Origin of the sequence: Sulfurimonas sp. HSL3-7, assembly GCF_039645985.1 — a bacterium.
Taxonomy (GTDB): Bacteria; Campylobacterota; Campylobacteria; order Campylobacterales; family Sulfurimonadaceae; genus Sulfonitrofixus; species Sulfonitrofixus jiaomeiensis.
The window spans coordinates 628,820-654,628 of record NZ_CP147919.1 but is presented as its reverse complement, the minus strand read 5'-3'; the positions used below and the strand labels follow the sequence as shown (position 1 = coordinate 654,628).

Genomic DNA, 25,809 nt, shown 5'->3' with positions numbered 1-25,809 from the left:
CATGAAAAATTTCAGCCTGACAAACAAGCTTTCACTGCTTCTTATTGTGATCATTGTTCTCTCTTCCGCCGCACTCGGCTTCTATTTTGACACCTTTTTAAAAGAAAACTATTTTCAGACCACGCAGAAACGGATGTATCACGGCTTTCACCGTATGTCATCCGACCTGTCCAAAATCACCGATGACCTTTCAAAGGGAACTGTTTTCATCCAGAGCGATGAAAGTATCCTTGCATCGATCGACCTGATCAACAACTATCAGGACAAAATGCACTACAACACCATCCTGCTCGACGAAGAGAAGAAAAACATTGCCCAGCTGCTGCTGACCAAGGTAAAACTTTCGCTCAAGCACGATATCGCGCTCTATGACAAAAATGAAGAGCTGATTGCTTATGTCGTAAAGGAAGCCGACGGCTACTGTCTCAACTTCATCTCTTATCAAAACGGTTCAAGAGTTCTCTACTGCAAACACGAGCATCAGCCCCTCTACATAAAAAAACCTTTTCAGGAACACCCGCAGATACCGTTCAAACATATCTCCTATTACCGCAACGACCAGCTTGCCCATCACGCCCTCATCACCTACCACTTTTTTCAGGACGAGATCTCTGTCCGATCCCATCGGAGCATCTTTTCGAGTGCCAGCAAAGAGGTCCTGGCCCATATTGAGATAGCCTGTCAGTTCGGCAAGACGTATCTGAACGCCCTGTCGGAGGATCTTGACATGATAGTAGCGGCCAGCCAGGACCAGAGATATGCCCGCTATGCCAGCCCGCTGCTCGAGGACAAGGTACTTGAGCAGATGCATATCAGCCAGACGGACGAAGCGTACTACGGTGCAGCAAGTCTTCAGACCGAAAACGGTCCGGTCTATCTCATCGCCACCCTGAATAAAGCACTGCTCAAAAATGCACTCGACGAAAACAGAAAGAAGCTTGTATTCTTTCTGCTCTTTGGCACTGTTACTGTACTGCTGATGCTGCGTTTTCTCTTTGCACGCACCCTCTCAAGACCTATGGAGACACTGATGGAACAGATCAGAAAGATCGAAAATGGGGATTATTCCCGCTCCAAACTGGTCAATACGGGCGATGAACTTGAGACCATTTCCACAAACATGCGTCAACTTGCCATGACTGTTCGTGAACGTGAATCTGCCCTGCAGACATCACAGGAGGACCTCGAGTACCTCTCCTATCACGATGCCCTGACCGACCTTCCTAACCGAAGGCTCTTCAGACAGCGCCTTGACCATGCCATCGAACTCTCCAAGCGAAACGGCACAAAAGCGGCGGTCCTGTTTCTCGACTGCGACCACTTCAAACAGACCAACGACACCCTCGGGCACAATATCGGCGACGAACTGCTCAAGGCCGTCTCCGAACGCCTGGAAGAGGGTCTGCGGAAGACAGACACACTTGCACGCATCGGCGGTGACGAGTTTACCGTTTTGATCGAAGAGGTTAACGATATCGACGAGATCAATACGGTGGTAAAGAAGATACACGACGATTTCAAAACCCCCTTCCTCTGTGGAGAACACAAGATCAGCATCACCGCCAGTATCGGTATCGCACTCTACCCGGACGACGGGCGTAACAGTATGACACTCATTAAAAATGCCGACCTGGCAATGTACAAGTCCAAAGAGAAAGGACGAAACCGCCACACCTTTTTCTCCAAAAAACTGTCTGATTTTCTGGAAGAGCGGACCATGCAGACCCGGGCTTTGACATCTGCCGTAGAGAAGAGCGACGAGTTCACCCTGCTTTACCAGCCGAAGGTCTCCCTGCACAACGGTAGAACCACTGCCGTCGAAGCGCTGATAAGATGGCATAGTCCGAAACTCGGCTTTGTCCCGACAGAGCATTTTATCGCCCTTGCGGAAGAGACCCATCTCATCATCCCTGTCGGCGAATGGGTCCTGAGGCAGGCCTGTAGCGATTTTGTCAAACTGCTCGAGGAAGGCTATGCACTTGAATATATCAGTATCAACGTCTCCAGCATCCAGTTGATACACAGCGATATGACAGCAACGCTCAAACGCGTTATCGCGGCAACAGGTATCGCGGCTAACCAGATAGAGCTTGAGATAACCGAAAGCTATATCGCGACAAATACCCAGAAAATGATGCAGACGCTGCAGGAGATCCGCGCAATGGGCGTCAACCTTGCTATCGATGATTTCGGCACCGGCTATTCGTCGATGAGCTACCTGCAGAAACTGCCGGTCACACGCCTAAAGATCGACAAATCCTTTACCGACGGTCTGCCGGATTCCACGGAACATATTGCCATTACAAAGGCGATCATCGCTCTCGCCAAGACCTTCGATCTCGAGATTACAGCCGAAGGTGTCGAAACAGCCTCGCAGGTAGCCCTCCTGAAACAGGAACAGTGTGATGAAGTCCAGGGTTATTTTTACTCAAAACCTCTCGGCATCGATGCATTGAAGGCCTTTTGCCACGGCAGTCGCAGCTAAAGCCACGGCCTCCTCTGAGACCGGAATCAATCCGCTGCCCTTTTTGCGCTATGATGTAAATAATCTCTTTTTATGCATCTATTAAATACCATATTTAGATAGAATTATATAATGCGAAGCATATAGCAAGGATAGAGTGATGAGAAAAATGATCTTGACAGCAGTGGTCTGTCTTACAATGGAGCTCATGGCGGCCGATACGGTCTCGTTCGCAAAAGTCGAAAAGACCCCCATAACCAAAAATGAAGAGCTATGTAAACTTTTTAAAAAGAAGATAGCCGACTACAAGGCCAAAATGCGCGACGACGACTACGCAAGAGCGACCCTGGCCTCATATGAAACAAGGGCTGCGCTCTACTGCGAAAAGTAGTCAACCCTTCAGTATACAGTCGTGTACTTTAATGGCGTTTTCGGCCCGCTTTGTAGTCGATCTTCCAGAACCCGTTATGTCGGGAGAGATAGAGCTGTTTCGGCTTTCCCTCTTCCGTGAACCGTACGAGAGCACGGGCATCGTCTGTCGCCATGACACGTAAAGACGCCGGCGTTTTATCGGGGCGATTGCGAAGTTTTTTTTCGACCTCTTTTTTGACAATCTCCCTTGCCTCAGGGCTCTCTTTATACTGCTTCAGGATCGTACGAAAGGTCTTGTCCTGAAATGCGATGGAGAGGGCATAGACCTGAACATCCAGATCATAAGAGTCCCGGACCATCGTCTGTTCCAAAGCTGTAAGATTACCTTCGTTCATCGCGGCATAATATGAAGCGACCGCAGCCGTCGGCGAATGCAGGTTAACTTCATTGCCAAGCGATGCAGCAACGAGGAAGTAGAGTGCAAGAGCGGTCTTCACCATTAGCGGTTGCTATAGGCATCGATCGCATCGCGGAACGCGGCCAGATGGCTCAATGATCCCTCTTTGAGATTTTCATAGGTACTGACGACATCGCTAGGCATACCGACTTCCGCCTCTTCCAGATCATCAATGTCTGTGATCTCGATATATTCGCCCACCATCAGCGCACTCAACTCCGACTGGCTTCCCTGCGCGACCAGCGTATCGTAAAGCTCCTGGAGTACCGGAACAACGAACTCACCGACTTCCTGCTCGTTTATGGCTGACGTATCGGCACCGTATGTATCGCAGAGTCCCTCGGCTTTATCGATGTGTTCCTGTTCCGATGACTGAATATTGGCAAAGACCGTCTGATTGGAATAGATATCGCCCAGTGTGATATAGGTATCGCGTGCCACTTTCTCCTCCTGATAGACGAAGACCAGCGTGTCCAACTGTTCCTCCGTCAACGTCACTGTCGTTGTCACAGTTTTTGCGGCGAAGGCCCCCGTTGTCATCACTGCTGCGGCCAATCCGGCCATTACCACTTTTCTTACCATGTTATGTACTCCTTGATTTTTATTTCGAGGCTATTGTACAGACGCGGAATGAAAAAATCATGAAATTTATATTATTTTTTATTATACATTTTTCGATTGCAATCCCCTTTCGACTCCGCCCGGCAAGTGAAAATGCTGCTTTCTATAAAAATTTATACTGCTTTTACATTTCATAGATATCATATCCCTACACTATCCAAGGAGACACGATGCGAAAGATTGTTTTACTGCTGACATTGATCGGGCTGCTGCAAGCCGATGAAGATGCCGTCAAAGTCGTTTTTGACCTGACAGCGGGCAAACTGCAGACATTTGAAAAAAAAGTCCTCAAAGGTATTGCCGCCCATAAGGCGCATTACGAAGGATCGCTCAAAGAGCTCGACGTCGCCGTAGTCATTCACGGCGGCGCATACAAGTTCTTTCTCAAAGATCCGGGGCATTCCCCTTTCAGTAAGGAGAAGGAGCTGGTCAAAGCCCAGCCCGAACTTGAAAAACGGATTGCGGCAATGGCCGATACCTACGAAGTAAAATTTCTGATGTGCGACTCGGGCCGCGTCAGCAATAAGCTCCAGAAAAAAGAGATCTATGATTTTGTGACGATGGTACCCAATGCCGCGATCGGCCTGATCGACAAGCAGAATGAAGGGTTTGCCTACATCCCGATCAGCGACTGAAACGACATAATCACGACGCAACCATATAAGAGGCCAGAACAACTTCCAAAAGGATCCACGAAGAGCAGACAGAGGAAAAACACAGCGTAATATTCTGTTGACTTTGCAGAGTAACAGTGTCTGTTCGTACAGTTGATTGAACACCTTTTAAGTTGACAAAGTTAAACGCAGATACAGCAAAAACATATTCCCGGAGCTTGTTCGATACTAATGCCGGCCGGGTAGACTCAATTTTCCCAATGACAGCCATACAAACGATCGCTCATTTACCCTGTGTAAAGAGGATACTCCTCTATCTCAACTTTTGACCAGACTCGTTTCCCAGCCATCATATTGACCACCCAACGCTTCCGTCAGATCGATTAGCGAAAGTGTCAGTGCGTCGATATCGTAATAGTAGGGCCGGTCACGCCTATAGAAGATCAGGCCGCATAGGGCAATATCGTCTGAAGGTTCTATCTCTTTTTGAATATGAAATCCTTCTGCCTCTATCTGTTTTTTGAACAGCTCACGGTTTTCAGAAAGATCAAAATAGGTTTTGTGCTCGATGGCCCGGGTAAGAAAAAGGTTGTCCCCGGCTTCCTTTAGCCGGTCACAGGCGTGATGGTTCTGAATGATCTGCCACTCTTTAGGTGTCGGGAAGAGAAGCTTTTGATACACTTCCCATTCCGTATCAACGCGGGAACCGAACGTGAAAGTGTATGTTTCGAAATTTCGCATTGCGGCATTGACAGTATCGCCCCACTCAAAATCAAGCTTTAAACAGTAGATAAAATTGACTTCACCCTGTGTGATGATCCGGCCGATATATTTACCGGCGCGGTAACGTAAAGACTCCATTTCCAAACGGTCCTCGATGAAACTTATATCATCTTCTTCCTTCGGTGCTATAAGGCCTTCTGCCCCGGGGATCTTTAACGGTACTTTCACAAAGCCGACGTAGCCGAACGCTCTATCCGGCACGTCAGCCGAAACCCCCGCATTGAAAGAGACCATAGCCGGATGACCTTCCATGGGTTTCATATACGCTTCCCAATAGTCTTGCATTCTCTACTCCCTTTATTCCATCTCCAGGCTCATGAGGAACATATCTTCCCCGTCAACGACCTCGACATCGATACTCCCGCATGCCGGGCAGCAGTAGTGAACGGCATTGAGTTCGCTCCTCACGTGACACGCTCTGCACACAATCGCCAGTGGCTGTATATTCATGACAAACTCCGCCGCGTCACAGATACTCTTCTCTTTGAATGTATTGAACGCGATCTCTAGCAGATGCGGTTCCACCCCGCTCATCACACCGATCTTGACGATCACCTTGGTCACCTTTTGGGCACTGTGCTCAACAGCGAGCCTCTCAACCTGCTCCATAAGTGCCTGGACAACAGAATATTCGTGCATCAGCAGATCCTCGGCAAAAGCTCGCCTTTTGGCAGATCGAGAAAACGGCTGCTGCCATAGTTCGAGCGGAGAACGACTTTGGCAGGATATTTTTGTGTGACACGACCGATGATCGAAGCGTTTTCACAAAAATCGAACCTGCGCAAGATCTCGATCGCGGCATCGGCGTCCGCCGGTGCCACCGCAAGCACAAAGCTCCCCTCATTGGCAAAGTCCATCGCTTCGAAGCCGAACATCTCACAGATACCGCGTACCTCATCACAGATCGCCACACCATCCTCTTCGATCTCGAGGCAGACACGGCTGCTTTGGGCCCACTCGTTCAGCACGGCAGAGAGGCCGCCGCGGGTCGCATCGCGCATGGCATGTATGGCGATATTCCCCCCGATGAGCGCCTCGACTGCAGGCCAGAGCGTCTCACAGTCGCTTTGAAGATCGGCACTCACATCAAGATTTTCCCTCGCCATAAGTACGGTAGCACCGTGACGGCCGATATCCCGCGAGGCGATGATGACATCCTCTTCTTTAAGATTAAGCGTAGAGATACCCTCTTTTTCAATCTCACCGATGCCCGCCGTGTTGATGAAAAGCTTGTCGACGCTTCCCCGCGGTACCACTTTGGTATCGCCGCAGACGATCCTGGCACCGGACTTGACCAGCTCTTTGGCCATACTCTCCACGATCTGCTCAAGGTCACCGAAGGAAAACCCCTCCTCGACCATAAAAGCGGCACTCAGATAAAGCGGCCGCGCACCCATCATCGCGAGGTCATTGACCGTTCCGGCAACAGCAAGCTTTCCGATATCGCCGCCGTTGAAAAAGATGGGGCTGACGGTAAAGCTGTCGGTCGTAAAGGCGATCTTTTTATTGACCTCCAATACGGCGGCGTCTTCGGCTTTGATGAGGATATCGTTACTGAAGTGTTTGTAGAAAAGATCACGGATAAGCGTATTGGTCTCTTCACCGCCGCCGCCGTGGCTGAGCTGTACGACTTTCATGCCTGCACCCCTGCATAACGGTAATAGGCGTTGCAAGCCCCCTCGCTGCTGACCATGACACCATTTTGACACACCAAACGGGCAAAAGCCCGTTTGCTTTCGCTGGCCGCTGTGGCACTAAAGCTAGCCCCTACGGGGCAGAAGTCACACACCTTGATAACGGTAGTACGCATTACAGGCTCCTTCCGAACTGACCATACAGCTGCCGAGCGGCGTGTTCGGGGTGCAGGCTTTGCCGAAGACCTTGCAGTCCATCGGTTTGGCAAGCCCCTTCAAGATCGTCCCGCAGATACAGAGCTTGTGGTCATCGATGGGCTCGTTCGGCAGCACATCGCCAAAGAGTTTTTCAGCATCCAGATAGGCAAATTCAGGCCTCAGCTCCAACGCACTGCGCTCAATGTCGCCGATGCCCCGCCAGCGGAAGTGCGGACGCGGCTGCAGGTAGGTCTCTATCAGCTTCTGGGCTTTTGTATTGCCCTCCATCGTCACCGATCGGGTATATTCGATCTCGAGTTCCGCCCTGTTCTGCACCTGCTGGCGTACGGTCATCAGGATCCCCTGCAGCACATCGACCGGCTCAAATCCTGAAACGACGACAGGGGTTCTGTAGGCAAGCGGGATCGGCTGATAGATCTTGGCACCGGCTATGACACTGACGTGGGAGGGGCCGATAAAGGCATTGATCCGGGCCTTTCCGTCTGCCATAATGGCATCGACCGCCGGCGGTACAAGCACATGGTTGATATGGAAAAAGAGGTTTTTGATCTTTTGCTCCACCGTCGCTTTTATAACGGCCGTCGTCATGGGGGTCGTCGTCTCAAAACCTATAGCAAAGAAGATCACTTTTTTGTCGGGGTTCTCTTTCGCGATCTTCAGCGCGTCCGCCGGTGTATAGAGCGGCCGTATGTCATAGCCGGCCGCACGCTCCTGAGCCAAAGAGGTCTTGGAACCGGGTACCCGGATCATATCGCCGAGCGTCACCAGGATCGTGTTTTCCATTTTTGCCAGGGCAATGGCGTGGTCGATGCGCTCTTTGGGCATAATACAGACAGGGCAGCCGGGACCGTGAATAAAAGAGATCGAATCGGGAAGCAGCTGCGGCAGTCCGTACTTCATGATGGTGTGGGTATGCCCTCCGCATACCTCCATAATACGCAAAGGTGCCTCGAGCTTCTCGGCCTCCCGTGCGATCTGCTTTGCCAAAGAGCGGATCGTATCCGGGTTGCGAAAACCGTCATAAAGGTCTTTGAGCTGTAGTTCACTCATCAGGACCCTCTGGTGCCGCAGTTGTCATCTTCCAAAACCAGGTTTTCGCGTTCTTGCTCATCCATCTTTTCAAGGATCTCGTTATAGACCTTCAGGGACTCCAGGGCATCCTCTTCATCGATCTTGTTCATCACAAAACCGATATGGATCAGCACATAGTCGCCGACCTCGACTGTGCCCTCCTCGATAAGCTCCAGGCCTGCTTTGCGGGTGACACCCATAGTGTCTACGACAGCCGTATTGTTCTCTTTATCGATCTTGACCACTTTTGATGGGATGGAGAGACACATATCAACCCCTCATCTTTCGTTTGAACTCGATCCACTCGATCACACGTTTAACGGAGGCCTCATCTTTAATATTGACTTCCAGGATATCGACGCCGGGCTTGAGCTTGCGCGCCTCGCTCTTTTCATGTTCGACGTCATAATCGAAGTATGGCAGCAGGTCCGTCTTTGTGATCAGTACCAGATCGGCCTGGCGGAACATCACCGGGTATTTCTCGATCTTGTCGCTCCCCTCGGGGACGGAGACCAAAACGATGTTGAGATGCGAACCCACGTCGTAACTTGCCGGGCAGACAAGGTTGCCGACATTTTCGATAAAGCAGACATCGATCGCATCCATCGGCATAGCATGCAAGCCTTTATGCACCATGAACGCATCGAGATGGCAGGCGCTTCCTGTCTGTATCTGGAAGGCCGGAATGCCTTTTGCCTTTATGCGCTCCGCGTCGCGGCTGGTCTCAAGGTCGCCTTCAACAACACCGAACGTAAAAGGTGCCAATGCAGCCATATGCTCCAGCAGGGTCGTCTTGCCGCTGCCCGGACTGCTCATCAGGTTTATGGCCAGTACGCCGTGACTGTCGAAATGGGCCCTGTTGTGCGCCGCTTCGTGATTGTTCTTATCAAGTATCTTTGTGATGACATCGACGGTCTTCTTATCATTAAGCTGGGGGTTATGGTGCAGCGTCTCATGCGCCGCCTGATGGTCGTGGGAGTGGTCGTGGTCATGATTGTGATCATGCGTATGGACATGATCCGTAATTGAACAGCCGCAGTCTTGACACATAAAGCTTCCTTCTTTTTGATTTATTTTACGCGTGAAAGGAACAGGGTCCCCCTTCATAACGCTATCTCATGCTATCAGCATTTGGCTTCCGACTGCAATGGAGATCACCCCGGCAGCTACAAATGTCCTGCGGATATTTTTCAGGTTTGTTAAAAGATGGCGGTTGAGATAGAGTATGATAACACCGAAACCCATAAAGACAAGCGATACGCCGGCAACAAAAGCCAGTACCATTGTCCACTCCACATCGGCACCGTTAAGCATGCCCAGTGTAACCAGCATGCCCCGTACACCGCCCATGCCCATCAACGCCCCCATTGTCCACGCAGAAGCGGAAACCGATGCATCAGAATGCGTGTGTCTCTTTCCAAAATAGATATGGGTGTGTTCTTTGCCCTCATGCCCGTGCCGATTCAACTGAATACGATCCGCCATCGCCATATAAAGCAGATAGCCGCCCATGGCGATGATCACCGTAGAAGAGATCATATCGCCGTAGCCTGTAATGGTATCGCTAAGCGCATAAAGCTGCATCACTTTTGCGAAAATAAACAACATCAACCCGTGCCCGAACGCGAACATAACCGTTATCAGCATCGTCTTTTTCATGGACTTTCCGATCGAAAAATCAGCGATCGCCGTGAGATGGTCAGGCCCGAACGCATGCAGTACGCCGTACCAGAATATCAAAATAAAACCTATTTCCATATCGGACTCCGGATTTTAAGTGAATGTTTATTCAGTTTTAAAAAAATTATAGTATCTTTTTGTAAAAGAAAACTAAAACTTCCAATTTCTTGTTTATATTTGGGACAAAATTTAATGACGGGAAGCGTACAATAGAACATGCAATGGTATAAAGAATGTATTTATTGTCACCATCACGTCTATCATCTGAACGACGGCATGTTGAAATGCAGCCGGTGCAAGGCGAAATACAGTCCGGAGCGGGTCAACAAGGTCGTTACGCTCATCGATTCGTTTTGCGAAAACGAAAACGCCCTGCAAGCATCCAAACGTCTCAGGTTATCCTATGTCTCGGTACATCGTTATTATGAAGAGTTTCGAAAACACTCGGCCAGGATATGCGAGGATGAGTACGAAACCTTGCGGCATAAGCCTTGTGAATATGAGGAGTATTTTTACCTTGAGCGTTCCAAACGTCAGCGAAGTGAAGCGATCTTCGATGCCCATAACTTCATAACCTTTGATTACGAAGGGCATCTCTACACCATTGTCATGCCGACACTGAAAAAGTACCGGCAACAGTTCATCGATGACAATCTCGAAGATGTCTATGCCAGTGAGTTTATCCGTTTCAAACGCAAAAGCCGTCTTATAAAAGTCTCGAAGCATCTCAATAAGATCGTACGCTTCTGGGACTACCTTGAAAAAGCTATCCTTACCTACAAGGGGGTTTCCGCAGAAAATTTCCCCTTGTACCTCAAAGAGATCGAGTTCAAGTTCAACCATGATGCGGCTGCCCGAAAAGCGCTTTTACAACAATACTATTTTAGGAGCAGATGATGAAGCAGCGCCGTTTTAGCATCTTGGGGGTCGGAAATATTTTGGAAAAAGATGACGGGATTGCCGTTTATGCAACCGCCTATCTCGAGCAGAACTACACCTTCGAGCCCTCTATCGAGATCATCAACGGCGGGGTCGAAGGGATCAATCTTTTGAATGTGTTTATGGAGTATGATCGGATTCTAATACTTGATGCCATTGATATTGACGATGAACCGGGCAGCATCTATCATATTCCCTCGCATGAGCTGACAGGCTACGGGCTTAGCAGCGGCGGTGCCCATGAGATCGGAGTTATGCAGTGCATCGACATGCTTGAACTGATCGGCAGGTCTCTGCCTGACTCAAGTGTTCTCGGCATTGTCCCCAAAACTGTTGACGTGCATATAGGGCTTACCCCGCTTTTGCTGGAACGGTTTCCGACCTATATCAATGCGATCATTACGATACTTGAAAATGAGAACATCGTTGTAAAGAAGAGTGCGAAAGAGGTCACTCTGCAGACGATCATCTCCCGCTTTGAAAACCCGAGGGATGATACAGAGGTGAAGAGAGCGCTATAGTCCCTATACGGTCTCAACAATAGAGAAAAGTTCCCAAGCCGGGCATTTTGTTTCGCCCGCAGTGATATCAGAACCCTCTACCGTGTTCGATGCTCGGGGAGGAGAAGGTATGCAGTACCTCTTCTAACGGCATTGTCTTAGACTTTTTCCTTGCCTCTACACCGCATTTTCCCAATACCTGTAAAACTGTATCGATATACTTCGGCCAGGCCGCAACAAGATGGTCCGTCAAACCGACCTCTACGCTTATGATGTCTTCGGGAACAATACTGATAATCGTCGTATCGGCCATATGCTCCGATAAAGCGCAGATCTGCAGCATCTCGGCGATCTCAACTTCATTTGCTGTCTTTTTGATCAAAGAGCCCTCAAGAAAGTCGTCACAGCTTTTGACCGAGATCACGCCGGCTATAGTAGCCTCTTCCGAAGCGGTGTTGACGATGATCACTTCATCATGTTCCTGCAGCAAAGGCATGAGCCTAAACCCCAGCGTACCTCCGTCTACAATCGAAATATTTGGCGTAAATTCATAATTTTCTTTCAAGTATTTTGCAGCATAGAGCCCGATGCCCTCATCTTTAAAAAAAGCGTTTCCTGAGCCGATCAGCGCGATTCTTTTACCCATTGTTCCTCCCTGATTTATGCAGCGCATGGTAGAGTTGCCCCAGTGCGATCCCGCCGTCATTGACCGGCGTATCCTGCTGTATATAACAGCGTCGGCCGCGGGCTTTCATCGCTTCTGTCACCGCAACGACCAGCGAACGGTTCTGAAACACCCCGCCGCTCAACACAATAGGCAATTGCGGGTACTGCTCCGCTGTCTCTAAAATAACGCCACTCAGCATAGAGATAAACCTGGAAGCTATCTCGTTTTTTGAGGAGATCGCCACTATCTCCTTGATCATCGGTCTGCAATCGATCTCTCCATTCCCCATCACACAGGTAAATGCTTCACCATCGGTTTTTTTAGCGGCTGCCTCTATAAGTAGCCCGCTTTCACCCTCATATCCGAGTTCTTGAGCGATCCCGCTCAGCGACGCTACGGCATCAAACAACCTGCCTGCCGAACTGCTCAAGGGTGCGTTTATGCCCTGCTCCCACATTTTATGCATGGTCTTTAACTGCGCTTGGGTAAAGCTGCGCACCGCAGGATTCTCCAATGCCATCACCTCTTCAAGGCTGAAACATTCGAACAACAGCGCCAAGGCGACTCTTCGGGGCTCTTTAACCGCTTTTTCACCGCCGAGCAGACGAAAAGGACGAATATGGTTCACGCGTTCATATTGCATCGGATCGGCTACAAGAACTTCTCCGCCCCATAACGTGCCGTCCGCACCGTAACCCGTTCCATCGAAACAAAAGGCCAGTACCTGCTCCTGCAATTCATACTCGGCCATGCAGGCCAATGCATGCGCATAATGGTGCTGCACCGCTATCAATTCGACCGACAGTCTCTCTTTTGCCAGCTGTTTCGCCCATTTTGTTGTCTCGTAGCCGGGGTGTGTGTCACAGACCACCACATCCGGCTGAAATCCGTAAAACCGCTTAAAGGTCTCAAGCGTACGCTCAAAATACTCAAAAGCCTCCAGAGAAACCAGATCTCCGATGTGCGGTGAAAGAACAAGATGTTCGCCAAAAGCCAGGGCAATACTGTTTTTTTGATTGGCACCGACCGCCAGGATCTTTTTTGGCGTTTTCTGCCGAAGCGGCAGACTTTTCGGTCCAAACCCGCGGGCCATGCGCATCAGCAGTCTCTGTCCGCCCGCCATCATGGCCACACTGTCATCGCAAGCGTTTACGATCGCCCTGTCATAGTCCAAAACAGCATACACCACCTTGTCAAGTTTTTTGAGTACACTATCTGCATCGGTAATGATCGGTTCATCGCTTATGTTGGCACTTGTCGCAACAACAGGACGGTCCAGCTTTTCAAGCAGCAACAGATGTAAAGGCGTGTAAGCCAGAAAAACGCCGATTCTATCTATGTTTGGTGCGATGGACGGGGCAAGCGCAGACCTGCTGCTTTTATCTGCAATAACGATAGGCCTCTCTTTAGAGAGAATCTGCCGCTCCTCTTCTTCAGTGACATCGGCCGCCTCTTTGAGGCTCGCCATATCCTTGAACATCACGGCCAGCGGCTTCGAAGGCCGGCGTTTATTGCGTCGCAGTGCCGCAACAGCCTCCTCGCTGCTTGCATCACAGACCAGATGAAAACCGCCAAGCCCCTTGATCGCGACTGTTTTGCCCTGCAATATCAGGGTGCAGACACGACTGATTGCCTCGTTGCCTTGCGCAGTGACGGCTCCGTCAAGATCTAACAGTGCAATGGTCGGACCGCAGTCGTAACAGCTTATCGGTTGCGCGTGATAACGCCGGTCCATAGGGTCCGCATATTCGCCGCCGCATGCTTTGCACATCGTAAAATGGGCCATAGAGGTGTTGGGCCTGTCATATGGAAGTGCCTTGATAATGGAGTAGCGCGGTCCGCAATCAGTGCAGTTGATGAAAGCGTAACCGTAACGGCGATTGGATGGATCTTGCATTTCGGCGGCGCAGGCGTCACAGATCGCGATATCGGGAGAGACCATGGTACTGGCACTGCTCTGATGTGAGCGGCGGATAGAGAAACCTCTCGCCTTCGTGTAGGGTATCTCGTCTTGGCTGATCGAATCGATACGGGCAAGCGGGGGCGGTGTCTGGGTCAGTGTGTCGATAAAGGCTTTGTGATCGGCCGCATCGCCTTCGATCTCGATCATCACACCATCGCCGTCATTGAGGACAAAGCCGCTTAGCGACAGTCGCTGTGCCAGCTGATAGACGAAAGGGCGGAACCCCACACCCTGTACGATCCCTGTGACCATAAGTCGTGTTCTTCTAAAGGTAGACGCCACCGACAACGGCATTCTCCTTACCTATAGGATAATTGATATTCATCAGCGGAGGTGTCTGTTTTAGATTGCGCTGCATCCGGCTGAAAAGCGATTGATTGGCAAAATGGCTCCCGCAAAGAACAATCGTCTCGGCTTTCGTTTTACCTCTGATCTCCTGGAGAAGTTCGCTGAAATAGTCGCCGAAAGACTCAAAGATAGAATAACTCAACAGTGGCGTATCGACACCTGCCAATTGATAACTGACTATACTGGATAAAAATGCCGTATGGTCAAAACGGTTGTCTTTGACACGTGTATCCATCTGCAAACCGCCCTTTCCGATGAACTTCAATGCCTCTTTGGTAACACCGCGCATACTCTCGTCTTCAAGTCCCAAAATGATTGCCGTTGCTTCGAAGAGAGTGACGCCGTCACGCATTTGCAGCGCTTCAAGTTTTGCATATACGTCCGGCATCTTATCTTTCAGGTTCATGACCAAACGGTCCGACCCCTCTCTCAGTGTTGCCATATTTTCCAATAGTTCGGCAGGATGGAACGCTTTCGGCGGCACCAAACGGATCACTTTTTTTCCGTCATAATACAAAAATGATGGCTCTTCATCAAAGTGGACACCGATGCATTTTGTACCGAAACGGTGGTGTTCGGCGATCACCGACATAAATGAGGCTTCGTCTTGTTCCATTTCACGCTGATTGCTATGCCATTGCCTGCCATCCCCATGTAAGACGACCGACCTCTCCACCTCTACCGAATCGAAATGCTCCATCTTGTCGAACAGCATCACATCATCATCCACGATACCGACCAGGCCGTGTGCAACACTCAAGGTATTGACCGACGGTGCAAGTTTCGAGGGGAAACTGACACGTTCGCCTTCCGCGAAGAACATGGAATCTTTGTTGATAAAAAGCCGAAGATCTTCCTGCGCGGCTACTTCGAGGTCATAATCCATCAAAATATCCGCCTTCGTATCAACATCAGCCGCTTCATAAGCGACAAAGTCTTCGCCTAATCTCTGCAGCTCTTTTGCCAGAAGGATACTGAAACCGTCATCCGGGTATTTGACATCAATCGTATTTCCAAGCTTCTCTTTTAATGTCTTGTCTTTTACGGCCACATGCAAAATCGGCCGTTCGATGCTTAGCAGGGCATTAAACTCCGCTTCGATCAACGAGAGATGATTTGTAATATTTTCAGCCTTGATCATCATCAAAATGGAATCATTATGTACCTGATCGATCGTATAAAAAAGCCTGTATCCCATCGTCGTTTTGACCAATACCCGCTTGTTGTCTTTCAACGCCTTCGCGGCAACCTCGAACATTGTTCTGAAACTGCCGGCATCATTGGCATAACGTTCATTCTCTTTGTTCATCAAACGAACGGGTACACCGCATTCATGACAGCTGTTGATGCGGTGATGCTCGCGAAGACCGGCTCTTTTGGTCTCCTCTTCGCACGTGGTGCACGGACGAAAAAAACTGAATGAGGTGTTGGCACGTTCATAGGGAAAAGCGGTGAAAAAACCATACTGTCCGCCGCAGTGGCTGCAGGAGGTGAAAGGGTAATAGTAACGGCGTGACGAGGGATCAAACATCTCCTTTTGACATGACGGGCAGAGACCGAGTCCTAAAGGGTACTCGGGTCTGTATTCCGGCAACGCGTCCGGTTCACCCTCGATCTCATAATGGTTGCTGCCCGTTAAAAAACACGATGCCGGCAGCCTCTCGGCGATGGCTTCAAGACACTGCCGGAGTTTCGGATGTTCCGATGCGAAAGCAGCGATGACCTTTCCGTTTTGCTGATGCACAAGCGCGTTGATACCGAACTCGCGCACAATGCTGATGACATAGTTTTTAATATAGGGTTGTGACGATGCGGTCTTTAGTTCGAGCACGAATGCCATTGAGGTCCTTTGGTGTTTCAGGCCTGTTTAGCCGAAAACAGTATACCTTAGATTTTTGCCTTGCTTGACGTTATTTTAGCCTACGGCACATCGGCTCCGGTTCCGAAGCTACAGAGGCAAAGCAGTTTGCCTCTGCTTAACGCTTTTTAGCCTTCGCCGGTGCCTACGGCACATCGGCTCCGGTTCCGAAGCTACAGAGGCAAAGCAGTTTGCCTCTGCTTAACGCTTTTTAGCCTTCGCCGGTGCCTACGGCACATCGGCTCCGGTTCCGAAGCTACAGAGGCAAAGCAGTTTGCCTCTGCTTAACGCTTCTCATCCCTGACAAATTTTGAGCCGCCTATGACGATGGCGATGTCGCCCTCTTTCCAGAAGATCGTGCGCCAGATCTGGTAGTAGACATGGAACATGACCCAGGCGATAATGGCATACATGCTGTAGTGATGGCATATTCTGACATCCATAAGCGATCCGCCGCATACGCTCACCGTCCAGTCGGTAGCAAAATGCAGCAGTGCCGGCCACCACCCGCCGATAGAACTGATGCCCGATGCCAGTCCGTGCACGTACATCTGAAGTCCGCTTAGCAGCATCCATACCAGCATCAGGTGAAAGATAAAAAAGAAGACGGCGTTAAAGCTGTCCGCATGCGACGAATCGAACTTTTTCACCCTGTTAAGGGTTAAAAGATTGATGAAAACCGCCAAAAACTCTTTGATATTCCCGCCGGAAGGGATCAACTTCTTATAAGGCTTTTCAAATCTTGAGAAGAAATAGAGATAGGCGACTACGACACTGCTGACATCGAAAATGATTGCAGACATGAAGTGGATCCATCGGTTCCATGCCATCACATACTTTGTGACGGCCGGGTCGGCCATAAAACTTTGATAATAGGGATGACCGATATAGAGGCCCGTCAGAACGGCGGCAACCATACAGATCGCGACCGTCCAGTGGTTGATCCGCATAAAAGCGGTCATCCGCTTGACTTGTTTGTGTCCTGAGCTCATAACAGCCTCCTTAGATACTGCACTGAGTATCTATTTTATAGACACCTAGCTCTTTACCCTTGGTATCGACGACGTGCACGGCACAGGCAATACACGGATCGAAACTGTGGATAGTGCGTATGATTTCCAAAGGCTGTTCAGGGTCGGCAACGATGGTACCGATCAAGCTCGCTTCATAGGCCCCCATACGTCCTTTGTAGTCTCGGGGCGATGCATTCCATGTTGACGGCACCACGGCCTGGTAATTGGCGACTTTTCCGTTTTCTACACGGACCCAATGACCCAGCGAACCGCGCGGTGCTTCAGCGAGTCCCATCCCTTTTGTTTCAACACTGACACTCTCAAAATCAAACTCTGTCCAGGTGCTCAGATCACCGCTGAGCACATTTGCTGCCAATTCATCTACCCATTCTACCATGGCGTCTGCCATCAACTCGGTCTCAATAGCACGCCCCGCTGTTCGTCCGACAGTACTGAAGAGTACACCGACAGGGAGGTTTCCGCGTTTTAAGAAGTTCATCACATATTTCGTAATACGTTCATCTTTACGCGCCACACCGACGATCATACGGGCAAGCGGTCCGACCTCAACACGGGTGTCATTGTAGATCGGTGACTTGATCCAGCTGTATTTCTCGTCTGTTTTAAGATAGGCAATACCGTCCTCGCGTTTATCCAGTCCGGTATAATCAGGAATTGTCTGCCCGTCATACGGGTGGAGCGGTTCACTTCCTTCATACCATGAGTGTGTAACATCTTCAGCAATTTTCTCCGGATCGACATCCTCCACCTTTGAGAGATCGCCGCCGTAAACAATGCCGCTTGGAAAGAGTGTTTTTGCCTTATAGAAACCGGTATCATCCAACCGAAAATCGCCATAACTCATGTAGTTCAGCAAACCGCCGCCGGTGCCGCCGACCCCTTTGCCTTCGATCAGTTCCGTAAAAGTCGCCTTGGAATCCGTCGCTTCATCGGCATACATGGTTCCCGCCATATAGACATCCGGCAGATACGCCTGTTTGATAAACTTGGTCCCGTCTTTCAACAGCTGTTTGAACAGTGCGATACGTGCCGGGTTCTGAATATCCTGAACACAGGTGACCCCACCGACGACGATGGATTGCGGATGCGGGTTTTTACCCCCGAAGATCGCCTGCATTTTTGCAAGATCGCGCTGAATATCGAGTGCTTTGAGATAGTGTGCCACACCGATCAGATTTTGTTCCGGGGTCAATTTGTAGTGCTTGTTTCCCCAATAACCGTTACCGAAGATACCCAAACGTCCCTGTTTTACGAATTTTGTTACCCGGTCTTGTATCTCTTTAAATTCGCCTTGACCGTCCGTATAGGGAGCCTCGCCGGCAACAGATGCCCATTTTCTGGCTTCTTCTGCTGCTTTGGCCGGATCGGCCGAGAGTGCGGACACAACATCGACAAAGTCCAGTGCATGAAGGTGGTAGAAGTGGACCAGGTGATCATGAATGTAGAGCGCACCCTGAATAAGATTCCGCACAATGCGCGCATTTTTCGGAATCGTGATATCAAAGGCATCTTCAACCGCTTCGATGGAACGCTGGTAGTGGGTACCCGTACAGACGCCGCAGATACGCATGGCTAAAAGACCGCAGTCTCTTGGATCGCGTCCTTGCAGGATTGTCTCAATTCCACGGAACATTGTTGATGCGCTATAGGCGTCGACGATCCTGTTGTTTTCGTCAATAACCGCTTCAATCCTCAGATGACCTTCGATCCGTGTTATCGGGTCGACTACGATATGTTTTTTGCTCATTATGCTTCCCCTCCGTCTTCTTTTTTACCTGCGATCGCGCTCGCGGCGGCATGAATACCGATCCCGATACCCGCTGCCGTCAAGAGACCCAGACCAAATTCATCCACTGACTTTTCAACCCCGCCGGTCGGCGCTTTGAGTTTTGCATCGGCCATTGGACGTTCATAGGCGTATTTATCCCAGAAGTCCGGCTCGGAACAGCCGATACACCCCCGTCCGACACCGATAGGCCAGTTCACGCCTTCGTTATAACGTACGATCGAACAGTTGTTGAACGTCATCGGTCCCTTACAGCCCATTTTGTAGAGACAGAAGTTGTTCTTGGCCCCCTCGTCTCCCCAGGACTCAACATACTCGCCCGCATCAAAGTGTGCGCGGCGTTCACAATTGTCGTGGATGCGATACCCGAACGCAAATTTCGGGCGAAGCAGCGAGTCGAGTTCAGGCACCTGCCCTGTCAGGACATAGTGCAGTACCACCCCGACCATATTGGCCGGATTCGCCGGACAGGCCGGAATGTTGATCACCGGTTTTCCTTTGATGACATCCATGACGCCGACCGCACCGGTGGGGTTCGGCGCGGCAGCCGGGATACCGCCGTATGTCGCACATGATCCGACCGCGACGACCGCCGCTGCACCCTCGGCGACGCGCGTCAGGTGATCAAGAAAATTTTCTCCGGAGGCCCCGATAGTACACCACTCTTTTCCGGCACCGACAGGGATCGATCCTTCAACAAACAGAAGGTACTTCCCATTAAAATGTCCCATCGCGCCATCAAGCTGTTTCTCAGCCTGATGACCCGACGGCGCCATCAAGGTTTCATGAAATTCCAACGAGATGATGTCCAGCACGATCTCGTCGATCTTCGGACCGTCTGAACGCAAGAGAGCTTCCGAGTTGCCTGCACAATCCTGGAGCTCCAGCCAGATCACCGGTGCCCGGTTCATGAGTTCGGCCGCTTCAGCAACCAGCGGAGCGAACATTGGGGGCAGCATCAGCATCGCCGTTGTCGCACTGACCCATTTCATGAAGTCGCGCCGGTCTGTCCCGTGTTCACTCAACAGTTCGCTGAAGTCCAACCTGTTCACAGGCTCCTGAGCCCGAAGTTCATCAAGCCTCGCCTGACATCTCTCGAACAGATTATTATAATATGACTCACCTCTGTTGGTTTCCACACGGGCGCTTTTCGATGTAAAAAGCTTTTTTACCCCTTCGATTTTATCTGACATCCTCAACTCCTCTGAAAGTGAATGATTATTCACTATGCTAGTCCAGGATAACTTAAACGAATATTATATTAATTAATTCAATATTAAACTGCTGCTTTCTTATCTGATTTTAGGACCAACAAACCGGAGCAGTTTTTTTCTTGTCTGCTTTCAGGACTGGGATAAAATGTGCGATCTAATGTGTTGTGCAGACAGAGCAGACGTCAAAGGTTCTGAAAATGAACAGGGCTTCTTCCATCGTAACATTACCCATCATGGCTAATTGCGCCGGCGTAGGATTTTCTTTGACAGAGCTTCCGATATTCCACTGCGTCGGTGTGACAATCTCATAGCTCTTAATGATACCTTCTTCAATCTCTACACGGTGTATCAACGGTCCTCTCGGGGCTTCGACAACACCGACACCGCAGCCGCTGATACCGGTAATGGGTTTCGGCGGGATCAGGGAGTCTTCGTTCAATGCCAGTGAACCAAGCATATCCCTGGCATGATCCAAAAGCCGCGCTGTTTCAAAAATACGTGCCATCACACGGCTATAGGCACTGTCTTTGAAGCGGCGATGCATACTTTTGATCAATTCGACATTCGAGGCCATCGCCCGTGAAAGCGGTCCGCATTCGTAAAACTCATCTTTGTAACAGGCATTTTTGGCGAACGTTTTTTCAGACGGGCTATAGGCGCTATGGGTCTTTACATGTTTTTCGTCCGCCTGAAGAAGGCGCGTCTGCATCACTTTGGCAGGATTCGTAAACCGATGCTCGCCCAGTACCATAAAGCGATCATACGCAAACCCCTTTTTGTGCATCCCTGCAGCTGTCAACGCTCTCTCTATTTCACCGATATCACTTTCGAGTGCATTAAAATCATGGCAAGAGTCAAACGCCAAAAAATCATCCAGTGCTGTACCGGCACACTCTTTTTCAAAAAAAGATATCAATTCATCGACAAGGCTTTGCGCTTTGATACGTTCCAGATGTGTCGGGTCACAGCTTACACCGCCGGGCAGCATATAGGAAGAGTGCGGCCACTGTCCTGCAAATGATGCTAATGCCTTGCTTGCCAGCGACGCCGCGTAGGCACCTTTTAACGGGGTTAACGCTATTTTCTCGGGCCTTAACTTCGCAAGTTCCGGCATGATGACAAGATAGATCCACTTAAAGTGATTTTGTATCATCTCCAGGACCAACGTCACTTCCCGAATCGTATCTGCTTTTGCCGTGAGTTGCACAGGTTCGTTTGCATCGGCATAAGCCGATTCCATAGCCCGCACGCTGGCCATCAGGTGCGCATGACCGCAGATACCGCAAACCCTCGGCGTGACGACCAATGCATCCAAAGCGGGTTTGCCCTCCAAGATAGCCTCCATGCCCCTAAAATGGGGAAAGGCGATCGTGGCAAAATCAACCATATTCTCTTTCATATCAAAGCGGATGGACGCTTCGCCCTCTATCTGGTCAATCAGCTGTTTTGTCATCTATCAACTTCCCTTCAAGTCGTTCAATATGAAAAGCCTTGGCGATCCCCGTTATGGTCAGATAGCTTCGCTTCGGCACGCCCAGAGGCACATCCTCGGGAATGGACATATTCGTTTTTGTGTGAAAAAGATCATTGCGCGGGAAATCCGGTTCAGTACAACCAAAACATGGTGTGCCTGAGCGCGTTTTGGAACTGACGTCATTCCACAATATTCTGTTGCAGGAGGCATGCGTCATAGGGGCCCGGCATCCCTGCAGGTAAAAGAGGCACCCCTCTTTAAGACCGAAGGCCTTGGCATCGACCTTCCACTCGAAATATTCGTTTCGTGTGCATCCGTGATGTACGAGGTGGCTGTAAAGCTCCAGGGGACGGTGCAATGTGTCGACCTTGATCTCTTTATTATCTGCGATCATACTAAGGGTGTAGCCCAGCCATTCGGGATGAACAGGACAGCCCGAGAGATTGATCACTTTGTTTTTCAATGCGAGAAGAGGCCCGGAGGATTCCGACTCGTCAAAAATCAAGCCGGAGTTCCTCTGCGGTGCTGATGCCTTAAACATCCCGCCGAAACTTGCGCAGCTTCCGACACCGATAATATGACCGGCTCTCATGCCATAATAATCCAACAGTTCCGACAACAGTACCTCATGCCGCTTCATCAATGGGTCATACGCCCCTTCAAACACCAGTACATCGCAAGGCCGCTTGCACTGTACGACTTCCGAAAGCGTCGATGAGGCCGGCAGCAGAGGATGATAAAGAAGGTCGTATTTAGCCAAAAGCTGCGGCAGATAGGGCAGGTTTAAAAATGAGTGCGTGTTACCGTTACAGGTAACACCTTGGAGCCAGATGAGCGTGGGTCTGTCTCTATCTGACGCGCAATGCATTATAGATATTCTCCGAAATCGAAGCTTCATAACTGCTCAAAGGTTCCGGCAGTATTTTCTCTCCAAAAAGAAAGACCATACCGCCTAAATACCCCATAAAGAGCCCAAATGCACTGAAAAAGTCCTGATCACGCAAATCGCCGCAGCTGACGCCGTCATTGAAGAACATCATCATTTCCGTAACAAAAGGAGAGACACAGACCATACCTGCACACCCCTCGCCAAAGACTTCACGGTTTGACAGGTAGATGCGTAAAAAATATTCTATCATCTCGGGGCGTTCGTTCGCCATGGCAAAGTACATAGACACAATCGCTGCTGTCTTTTCTTTCGTTGATATCGGTTTGTCATTGATCTCGCGGATCTTCTCTCCAAGATACTCGGAAATATACATAACGAGTTCTTTGGCCAGGATATCTTTGGATGTAAAATAGTTATAAAAGTTCCCGACGCTCATACCGACTTTCTCAGCGATATCAGGAATAGTAGTGACATAAAACCCTTTTTCTGAAAACAGTTTCAATGCAGCCGATATAATTCCGTTTTTACGCTCTTCTTTCGATATACGTGCCATTTTTTTCCCATAAAATTCAATATTCTTGTTAATACTATCCTACTTACTATTATCACAGATTTAAATACTGTACAAAGTGAATAAACAGTCATTTACCTTAGAAATATACAGAAAATACAAAAGATGAATTGAAATCGCAAAAATGGTTTTATTTTGTAAATTGAGGTGTTCGTAATTTTAGTTTATTGAGAGTTTTTAGTTAGAAATGGTGTCAAGAGAATATTTTTGGTAGTATGTGCTCTCGGTTGCATTCAAATACAATGCGTGGAAACGAAAGAAGAATAGACATTTAATAGAAAGTTTAATACGATCAGAATGGCATGATGATTTGTTAAGATGTGAATTTTGCATGATTTGTGGATGGTGTCAAAGGGGGGACTTGAACCCCCGACCCCCGGCTTATGAGACCAGTGCTCTAACCAGCTGAGCTACCTTGACGTGTTTAAAGAGGCTGGAATTATAGTCACAGGCTCCTTAGGTAAAGCTAAAAGTGAGAAAAAAAGTTTTTTTCACTGAAAACCGCCTATTCTTTCAAATTATGACTCATAACCCCAATCAGAATAGGACTAAAAAACCCTTAGTCATAGTGACTAAAGTTGTTGACTTGTTGGTATTTTTTTTGTACTATAACGACGTTTAAATTTTAAACCCATATTAAAAGGATAACTATGAATTTTGAACCACTTGGAAAACGCGTACTGGTTTCACGTACAGAAGAAGCTAAGACAACCGCATCCGGGATCATTATTCCTGACAATGCGACAGAAAAGCCGTCACAGGGAACGGTTGTCGCTGTCAGTTCGGAAGTTGAGAATGTCAAGGTCAACGACACCGTCGTATTTGGAAAATATGCCGGCAATGAACTCAAATTGGATGGCGAAAGCTATCTTGTCATCGAAGTAGACGACCTACTCGGTATCATCAAATAATTTCAGCACGATAATCAAAAGATAAAGGATACAACATGGCTAAAGAGATCAATTATTCAGACAATGCACGTAATGCGCTTGCCGCAGGTGTACAAAAACTGACGGATGCCGTCAAGGTGACAATGGGGCCGCGCGGCCGCAACGTCCTGATCCAGAAAAGTTACGGCGCACCGGTCATCACGAAAGACGGCGTCTCAGTTGCACGCGAGATCGAACTAGAAAACCCTCTCGAAAATATGGGTGCGCAACTGGTCAAGCAGGTCTCATCCAACACAGCGGACGAAGCGGGTGACGGTACAACGACGGCGACGGTTCTCGCAAACGCGATCTTCTCTGAAGGGCTTCGCAATATCACGGCAGGCGCCAACCCGGTAGAGGTCAAACGCGGTATGGACAAGGCAATGACCGAAATCCTTCAACACCTTGGCGATGCTTCTATCAAAGTCACAGGGAAAAAAGAGATCGCTCAGGTCGCAAGTATTTCGGCAAACTCTGACACATCGATCGGCGACATGATCGCAGAGGCGATGGACAAAGTCGGTCAGGACGGCGTCATCACGGTTGAAGAGGCCAAAGGGATCAACGACGAACTTGACGTCGTTGAAGGGATGCAGTTCGACCGCGGTTACCTAAGCCCGTACTTCATTACCAACACAGAGAAGATGACAGCGGAGATCGAGCAGCCATTCATCCTTATGTTTGACGGTAAGATCTCGAACCTGAAAGATCTTCTTCCGGTACTCGAACAAGTCCAAAAGACAAACCGTCCACTGCTTATTATCGCTGAAGACGTTGAAGGCGAAGCACTGGCGACACTCGTTGTGAACAAAATGCGCGGCATTCTGAACATCTCTGCCGTCAAAGCTCCGGGATTCGGTGACCGCCGTAAAGCGATGCTTCAGGATATCGCGATCCTGACTGCCGGCCAGGTCATCTCCGAAGAGATCGGCCGTACGCTTGAATCGACCAACATCCAGGATCTTGGTCAGGCAGCACGCGTTGTCATCGACAAAGACAATACCGTCATCGTTGACGGTGCAGGCGACAAAGCCAACGTTCAGTCACGCATCGACGCCATCAAGAAGCAGATCGAGACAACGACATCCGAGTACGACAAAGAGAAACTGCAAGAGCGTCTTGCAAAACTCTCCGGCGGCGTTGCCGTTATCAAAGTCGGCGCAGCGACCGAAACGGAAATGAAAGAGAAAAAAGACCGTGTCGACGATGCGCTCTCGGCAACCAAAGCAGCGGTTGAGGAAGGGATCATCATCGGCGGCGGCGCGGCACTTGTCCGTGCTGCTTCGAAAGTCTCTTTACCGGAACTTGAAGGCGACCAAAAGATCGGCTGCGAGATCATCCTACGCGCTGTCAAAGCACCGATCAAACAGATCGCGACCAATGCGGGATTTGATGCAGGTGTCGTTGTCAATGCGATCGAGAATGCTGACAACGACAAGACCGGTTTCAACGCGGCAACCGGCAAATATGTCGATATGTTCGAAGAGGGGATCATCGATCCGCTTAAAGTGGCACGTGTCGCATTGACAAACGCGACGTCAGTCTCAAGCATGTTGCTGACGACAGAAGCAACGGTCCACGACATCCCGGAACCGGCTGCACCGGTTGCCGGTGGTGAGATGGGCGGAATGCCAGGCATGCCGGGCATGATGTAAGAACGCGTCAATAAAAAGCCAATTTCTTGGCTTTTTTAGCGTTCGTACCATAGGGAGATATGCGAAG

The 25,809-nt window shown here is 49.6% G+C and carries 26 protein-coding genes and 1 tRNA gene; 7 read left to right on the top strand and 20 right to left on the bottom strand.

The features are described 5' to 3' along the window. Nucleotide 1: 1 nt before the first annotated feature. Together WCY20_RS03330 and WCY20_RS03325 are read left to right on the top strand one after the other, a co-directional pair. Nucleotides 2-2,485: an EAL domain-containing protein gene (locus WCY20_RS03330; protein ID WP_345976971.1), complete on the top strand. Its 2,484-nt coding sequence runs from the start codon at nucleotides 2-4 to the stop codon at nucleotides 2,483-2,485. A 139-nt stretch (nucleotides 2,486-2,624) separates the two neighbouring features. Then, nucleotides 2,625-2,855 (top strand): hypothetical protein, encoded by a 231-nt coding sequence (locus tag WCY20_RS03325; protein WP_345976970.1) that lies wholly within the window; start codon nucleotides 2,625-2,627, stop codon nucleotides 2,853-2,855. A 28-nt stretch (nucleotides 2,856-2,883) separates the two neighbouring features. Here WCY20_RS03325 and WCY20_RS03320 read toward each other — a convergent pair whose 3' ends face one another. Together WCY20_RS03320 and WCY20_RS03315 are read right to left on the bottom strand one after the other, a co-directional pair. Beyond that, nucleotides 2,884-3,336: a hypothetical protein gene (locus WCY20_RS03320; RefSeq protein WP_345976969.1), complete on the bottom strand. Its 453-nt coding sequence runs from the start codon at nucleotides 3,334-3,336 to the stop codon at nucleotides 2,884-2,886. Continuing rightward, the gene (locus tag WCY20_RS03315) at nucleotides 3,336-3,875 is read right to left on the bottom strand and encodes a DUF2202 domain-containing protein (protein ID WP_345976967.1); all 540 of its coding nucleotides are present in this window, start codon (nucleotides 3,873-3,875) and stop codon (nucleotides 3,336-3,338) included. The genes WCY20_RS03320 and WCY20_RS03315 overlap by 1 nt, the downstream gene beginning before the upstream one ends. Before the next feature lie 209 nt (nucleotides 3,876-4,084). On the opposite strand from WCY20_RS03315, the gene WCY20_RS03310 reads away from it, so the two are divergent. Next, a complete protein-coding gene (locus WCY20_RS03310) occupies nucleotides 4,085-4,549 on the top strand; it encodes a DsrE family protein (protein WP_345976965.1) in 465 nt (154 codons plus the stop codon). Between the two features lie 297 nt (nucleotides 4,550-4,846). Here WCY20_RS03310 and WCY20_RS03305 read toward each other — a convergent pair whose 3' ends face one another. From WCY20_RS03305 to WCY20_RS03270, 8 genes are all read right to left on the bottom strand, one after another. After that, nucleotides 4,847-5,596, bottom strand: coding sequence for a DUF695 domain-containing protein (locus WCY20_RS03305; RefSeq protein WP_345976963.1), 750 nt, complete (start codon nucleotides 5,594-5,596; stop codon nucleotides 4,847-4,849). A gap of 12 nt (nucleotides 5,597-5,608) precedes the next feature. Further along, nucleotides 5,609-5,950, bottom strand: a complete 342-nt coding sequence (hypA, locus tag WCY20_RS03300) for a hydrogenase maturation nickel metallochaperone HypA (protein ID WP_345976961.1) — start codon at nucleotides 5,948-5,950, stop codon at nucleotides 5,609-5,611. After that, nucleotides 5,950-6,948 carry a hydrogenase expression/formation protein HypE gene (gene hypE, locus WCY20_RS03295; RefSeq protein ID WP_345976960.1) on the bottom strand — a complete coding sequence of 333 codons (999 nt, stop codon included), beginning with the start codon at nucleotides 6,946-6,948 and terminating at the stop codon, nucleotides 5,950-5,952. The genes hypA and hypE overlap by 1 nt, the downstream gene beginning before the upstream one ends. After that, a complete protein-coding gene (locus WCY20_RS03290; protein ID WP_345976959.1) occupies nucleotides 6,945-7,121 on the bottom strand; it encodes a hypothetical protein in 177 nt (58 codons plus the stop codon). Before WCY20_RS03290 ends, hypE begins: the two co-directional genes overlap by 4 nt. Then, nucleotides 7,093-8,214 (bottom strand): hydrogenase formation protein HypD, encoded by a 1,122-nt coding sequence (hypD, locus tag WCY20_RS03285; RefSeq protein ID WP_345976957.1) that lies wholly within the window; start codon nucleotides 8,212-8,214, stop codon nucleotides 7,093-7,095. The genes WCY20_RS03290 and hypD overlap by 29 nt, the downstream gene beginning before the upstream one ends. Beyond that, the gene (locus WCY20_RS03280; RefSeq protein WP_345976955.1) at nucleotides 8,214-8,504 is read right to left on the bottom strand and encodes a HypC/HybG/HupF family hydrogenase formation chaperone; all 291 of its coding nucleotides are present in this window, start codon (nucleotides 8,502-8,504) and stop codon (nucleotides 8,214-8,216) included. Before WCY20_RS03280 ends, hypD begins: the two co-directional genes overlap by 1 nt. A gap of 1 nt (nucleotide 8,505) precedes the next feature. Further along, complete coding sequence (hypB, locus tag WCY20_RS03275; RefSeq protein ID WP_345976953.1) at nucleotides 8,506-9,285, bottom strand: hydrogenase nickel incorporation protein HypB; 780 nt, start codon at nucleotides 9,283-9,285, stop codon at nucleotides 8,506-8,508. Nucleotides 9,286-9,351: 66 nt separating this feature from the next. Further along, the gene (locus WCY20_RS03270) at nucleotides 9,352-9,993 is read right to left on the bottom strand and encodes a hypothetical protein (protein WP_345976951.1); all 642 of its coding nucleotides are present in this window, start codon (nucleotides 9,991-9,993) and stop codon (nucleotides 9,352-9,354) included. Between the two features lie 138 nt (nucleotides 9,994-10,131). Between WCY20_RS03270 and WCY20_RS03265 the strand changes: the two genes are divergently transcribed. After that, on the top strand, nucleotides 10,132-10,812 hold the full coding sequence (locus WCY20_RS03265) for a transposase (RefSeq protein WP_345976949.1): 681 nt from the start codon (nucleotides 10,132-10,134) through the stop codon (nucleotides 10,810-10,812). Further along, nucleotides 10,809-11,375, top strand: coding sequence for a HyaD/HybD family hydrogenase maturation endopeptidase (locus tag WCY20_RS03260; protein WP_345976948.1), 567 nt, complete (start codon nucleotides 10,809-10,811; stop codon nucleotides 11,373-11,375). The genes WCY20_RS03265 and WCY20_RS03260 overlap by 4 nt, the downstream gene beginning before the upstream one ends. A gap of 67 nt (nucleotides 11,376-11,442) precedes the next feature. On the opposite strand, the gene WCY20_RS03255 is transcribed toward WCY20_RS03260, so the two are convergent. The 10 genes from WCY20_RS03255 to WCY20_RS03210 form a co-directional block, all read right to left on the bottom strand. Beyond that, the gene (locus WCY20_RS03255) at nucleotides 11,443-12,000 is read right to left on the bottom strand and encodes a hydrogenase maturation protease (protein WP_345976947.1); all 558 of its coding nucleotides are present in this window, start codon (nucleotides 11,998-12,000) and stop codon (nucleotides 11,443-11,445) included. Beyond that, nucleotides 11,993-14,236 (bottom strand): carbamoyltransferase HypF, encoded by a 2,244-nt coding sequence (hypF, locus tag WCY20_RS03250; protein ID WP_345976946.1) that lies wholly within the window; start codon nucleotides 14,234-14,236, stop codon nucleotides 11,993-11,995. The genes WCY20_RS03255 and hypF overlap by 8 nt, the downstream gene beginning before the upstream one ends. 13 nt (nucleotides 14,237-14,249) lie before the next feature. After that, nucleotides 14,250-16,172, bottom strand: coding sequence for a hypothetical protein (locus WCY20_RS03245; protein ID WP_345976944.1), 1,923 nt, complete (start codon nucleotides 16,170-16,172; stop codon nucleotides 14,250-14,252). 302 nt (nucleotides 16,173-16,474) lie between these two features. After that, nucleotides 16,475-17,182 (bottom strand): cytochrome b/b6 domain-containing protein, encoded by a 708-nt coding sequence (locus WCY20_RS03240; RefSeq protein ID WP_345976943.1) that lies wholly within the window; start codon nucleotides 17,180-17,182, stop codon nucleotides 16,475-16,477. Nucleotides 17,183-17,192: 10 nt separating this feature from the next. Further along, entirely contained in the window at nucleotides 17,193-18,971 is a 1,779-nt protein-coding gene (locus WCY20_RS03235; protein ID WP_345976941.1) for a nickel-dependent hydrogenase large subunit, read from the bottom strand. Next, nucleotides 18,971-20,203, bottom strand: coding sequence for a hydrogenase small subunit (locus WCY20_RS03230; RefSeq protein WP_345976939.1), 1,233 nt, complete (start codon nucleotides 20,201-20,203; stop codon nucleotides 18,971-18,973). The genes WCY20_RS03235 and WCY20_RS03230 overlap by 1 nt, the downstream gene beginning before the upstream one ends. Nucleotides 20,204-20,378: 175 nt before the next feature. Further along, entirely contained in the window at nucleotides 20,379-21,677 is a 1,299-nt protein-coding gene (locus WCY20_RS03225) for a nickel-dependent hydrogenase large subunit (protein ID WP_345976937.1), read from the bottom strand. Next, nucleotides 21,658-22,566 (bottom strand): hydrogenase, encoded by a 909-nt coding sequence (locus WCY20_RS03220; protein ID WP_345976935.1) that lies wholly within the window; start codon nucleotides 22,564-22,566, stop codon nucleotides 21,658-21,660. Before WCY20_RS03220 ends, WCY20_RS03225 begins: the two co-directional genes overlap by 20 nt. Then, on the bottom strand, nucleotides 22,547-23,140 hold the full coding sequence (locus tag WCY20_RS03215; protein ID WP_345976933.1) for a TetR/AcrR family transcriptional regulator: 594 nt from the start codon (nucleotides 23,138-23,140) through the stop codon (nucleotides 22,547-22,549). The genes WCY20_RS03220 and WCY20_RS03215 overlap by 20 nt, the downstream gene beginning before the upstream one ends. A 361-nt stretch (nucleotides 23,141-23,501) precedes the next feature. After that, nucleotides 23,502-23,578: transfer RNA gene (locus tag WCY20_RS03210), tRNA-Met, on the bottom strand. A gap of 230 nt (nucleotides 23,579-23,808) precedes the next feature. Here WCY20_RS03210 and groES point away from each other — a divergent pair. Both groES and groL read left to right on the top strand, forming a co-directional pair. Further along, complete coding sequence (gene groES / locus WCY20_RS03205) at nucleotides 23,809-24,069, top strand: co-chaperone GroES (RefSeq protein ID WP_345976931.1); 261 nt, start codon at nucleotides 23,809-23,811, stop codon at nucleotides 24,067-24,069. Between the two features lie 35 nt (nucleotides 24,070-24,104). Then, nucleotides 24,105-25,742 carry a chaperonin GroEL gene (groL, locus tag WCY20_RS03200; RefSeq protein ID WP_345976930.1) on the top strand — a complete coding sequence of 546 codons (1,638 nt, stop codon included), beginning with the start codon at nucleotides 24,105-24,107 and terminating at the stop codon, nucleotides 25,740-25,742. Nucleotides 25,743-25,809: the final 67 nt, after the last annotated feature.

What these genes read in the sequence shown, in the direction of transcription:
- WCY20_RS03330 (WP_345976971.1), top strand. Translation starts at nt 2, where the DNA reads ATGAAAAATTTCAGCCTGACAAACAAGCTTTCACTGCTTCTTATTGTG.
- WCY20_RS03325 (WP_345976970.1), top strand. Translation starts at nt 2,625, where the DNA reads ATGAGAAAAATGATCTTGACAGCAGTGGTCTGTCTTACAATGGAGCTC.
- WCY20_RS03320 (WP_345976969.1), bottom strand. Translation starts at nt 3,336, where the DNA reads ATGGTGAAGACCGCTCTTGCACTCTACTTCCTCGTTGCTGCATCGCTT.
- WCY20_RS03315 (WP_345976967.1), bottom strand. Translation starts at nt 3,875, where the DNA reads ATGGTAAGAAAAGTGGTAATGGCCGGATTGGCCGCAGCAGTGATGACA.
- WCY20_RS03310 (WP_345976965.1), top strand. Translation starts at nt 4,085, where the DNA reads ATGCGAAAGATTGTTTTACTGCTGACATTGATCGGGCTGCTGCAAGCC.
- WCY20_RS03305 (WP_345976963.1), bottom strand. Translation starts at nt 5,596, where the DNA reads ATGCAAGACTATTGGGAAGCGTATATGAAACCCATGGAAGGTCATCCG.
- hypA (WP_345976961.1), bottom strand. Translation starts at nt 5,950, where the DNA reads ATGCACGAATATTCTGTTGTCCAGGCACTTATGGAGCAGGTTGAGAGG.
- hypE (WP_345976960.1), bottom strand. Translation starts at nt 6,948, where the DNA reads ATGAAAGTCGTACAGCTCAGCCACGGCGGCGGCGGTGAAGAGACCAAT.
- WCY20_RS03290 (WP_345976959.1), bottom strand. Translation starts at nt 7,121, where the DNA reads ATGCGTACTACCGTTATCAAGGTGTGTGACTTCTGCCCCGTAGGGGCT.
- hypD (WP_345976957.1), bottom strand. Translation starts at nt 8,214, where the DNA reads ATGAGTGAACTACAGCTCAAAGACCTTTATGACGGTTTTCGCAACCCG.
- WCY20_RS03280 (WP_345976955.1), bottom strand. Translation starts at nt 8,504, where the DNA reads ATGTGTCTCTCCATCCCATCAAAAGTGGTCAAGATCGATAAAGAGAAC.
- hypB (WP_345976953.1), bottom strand. Translation starts at nt 9,285, where the DNA reads ATGTGTCAAGACTGCGGCTGTTCAATTACGGATCATGTCCATACGCAT.
- WCY20_RS03270 (WP_345976951.1), bottom strand. Translation starts at nt 9,993, where the DNA reads ATGGAAATAGGTTTTATTTTGATATTCTGGTACGGCGTACTGCATGCG.
- WCY20_RS03265 (WP_345976949.1), top strand. Translation starts at nt 10,132, where the DNA reads ATGCAATGGTATAAAGAATGTATTTATTGTCACCATCACGTCTATCAT.
- WCY20_RS03260 (WP_345976948.1), top strand. Translation starts at nt 10,809, where the DNA reads ATGATGAAGCAGCGCCGTTTTAGCATCTTGGGGGTCGGAAATATTTTG.
- WCY20_RS03255 (WP_345976947.1), bottom strand. Translation starts at nt 12,000, where the DNA reads ATGGGTAAAAGAATCGCGCTGATCGGCTCAGGAAACGCTTTTTTTAAA.
- hypF (WP_345976946.1), bottom strand. Translation starts at nt 14,236, where the DNA reads ATGGTCACAGGGATCGTACAGGGTGTGGGGTTCCGCCCTTTCGTCTAT.
- WCY20_RS03245 (WP_345976944.1), bottom strand. Translation starts at nt 16,172, where the DNA reads ATGGCATTCGTGCTCGAACTAAAGACCGCATCGTCACAACCCTATATT.
- WCY20_RS03240 (WP_345976943.1), bottom strand. Translation starts at nt 17,182, where the DNA reads ATGAGCTCAGGACACAAACAAGTCAAGCGGATGACCGCTTTTATGCGG.
- WCY20_RS03235 (WP_345976941.1), bottom strand. Translation starts at nt 18,971, where the DNA reads ATGAGCAAAAAACATATCGTAGTCGACCCGATAACACGGATCGAAGGT.
- WCY20_RS03230 (WP_345976939.1), bottom strand. Translation starts at nt 20,203, where the DNA reads ATGTCAGATAAAATCGAAGGGGTAAAAAAGCTTTTTACATCGAAAAGC.
- WCY20_RS03225 (WP_345976937.1), bottom strand. Translation starts at nt 21,677, where the DNA reads ATGACAAAACAGCTGATTGACCAGATAGAGGGCGAAGCGTCCATCCGC.
- WCY20_RS03220 (WP_345976935.1), bottom strand. Translation starts at nt 22,566, where the DNA reads ATGCATTGCGCGTCAGATAGAGACAGACCCACGCTCATCTGGCTCCAA.
- WCY20_RS03215 (WP_345976933.1), bottom strand. Translation starts at nt 23,140, where the DNA reads ATGGCACGTATATCGAAAGAAGAGCGTAAAAACGGAATTATATCGGCT.
- groES (WP_345976931.1), top strand. Translation starts at nt 23,809, where the DNA reads ATGAATTTTGAACCACTTGGAAAACGCGTACTGGTTTCACGTACAGAA.
- groL (WP_345976930.1), top strand. Translation starts at nt 24,105, where the DNA reads ATGGCTAAAGAGATCAATTATTCAGACAATGCACGTAATGCGCTTGCC.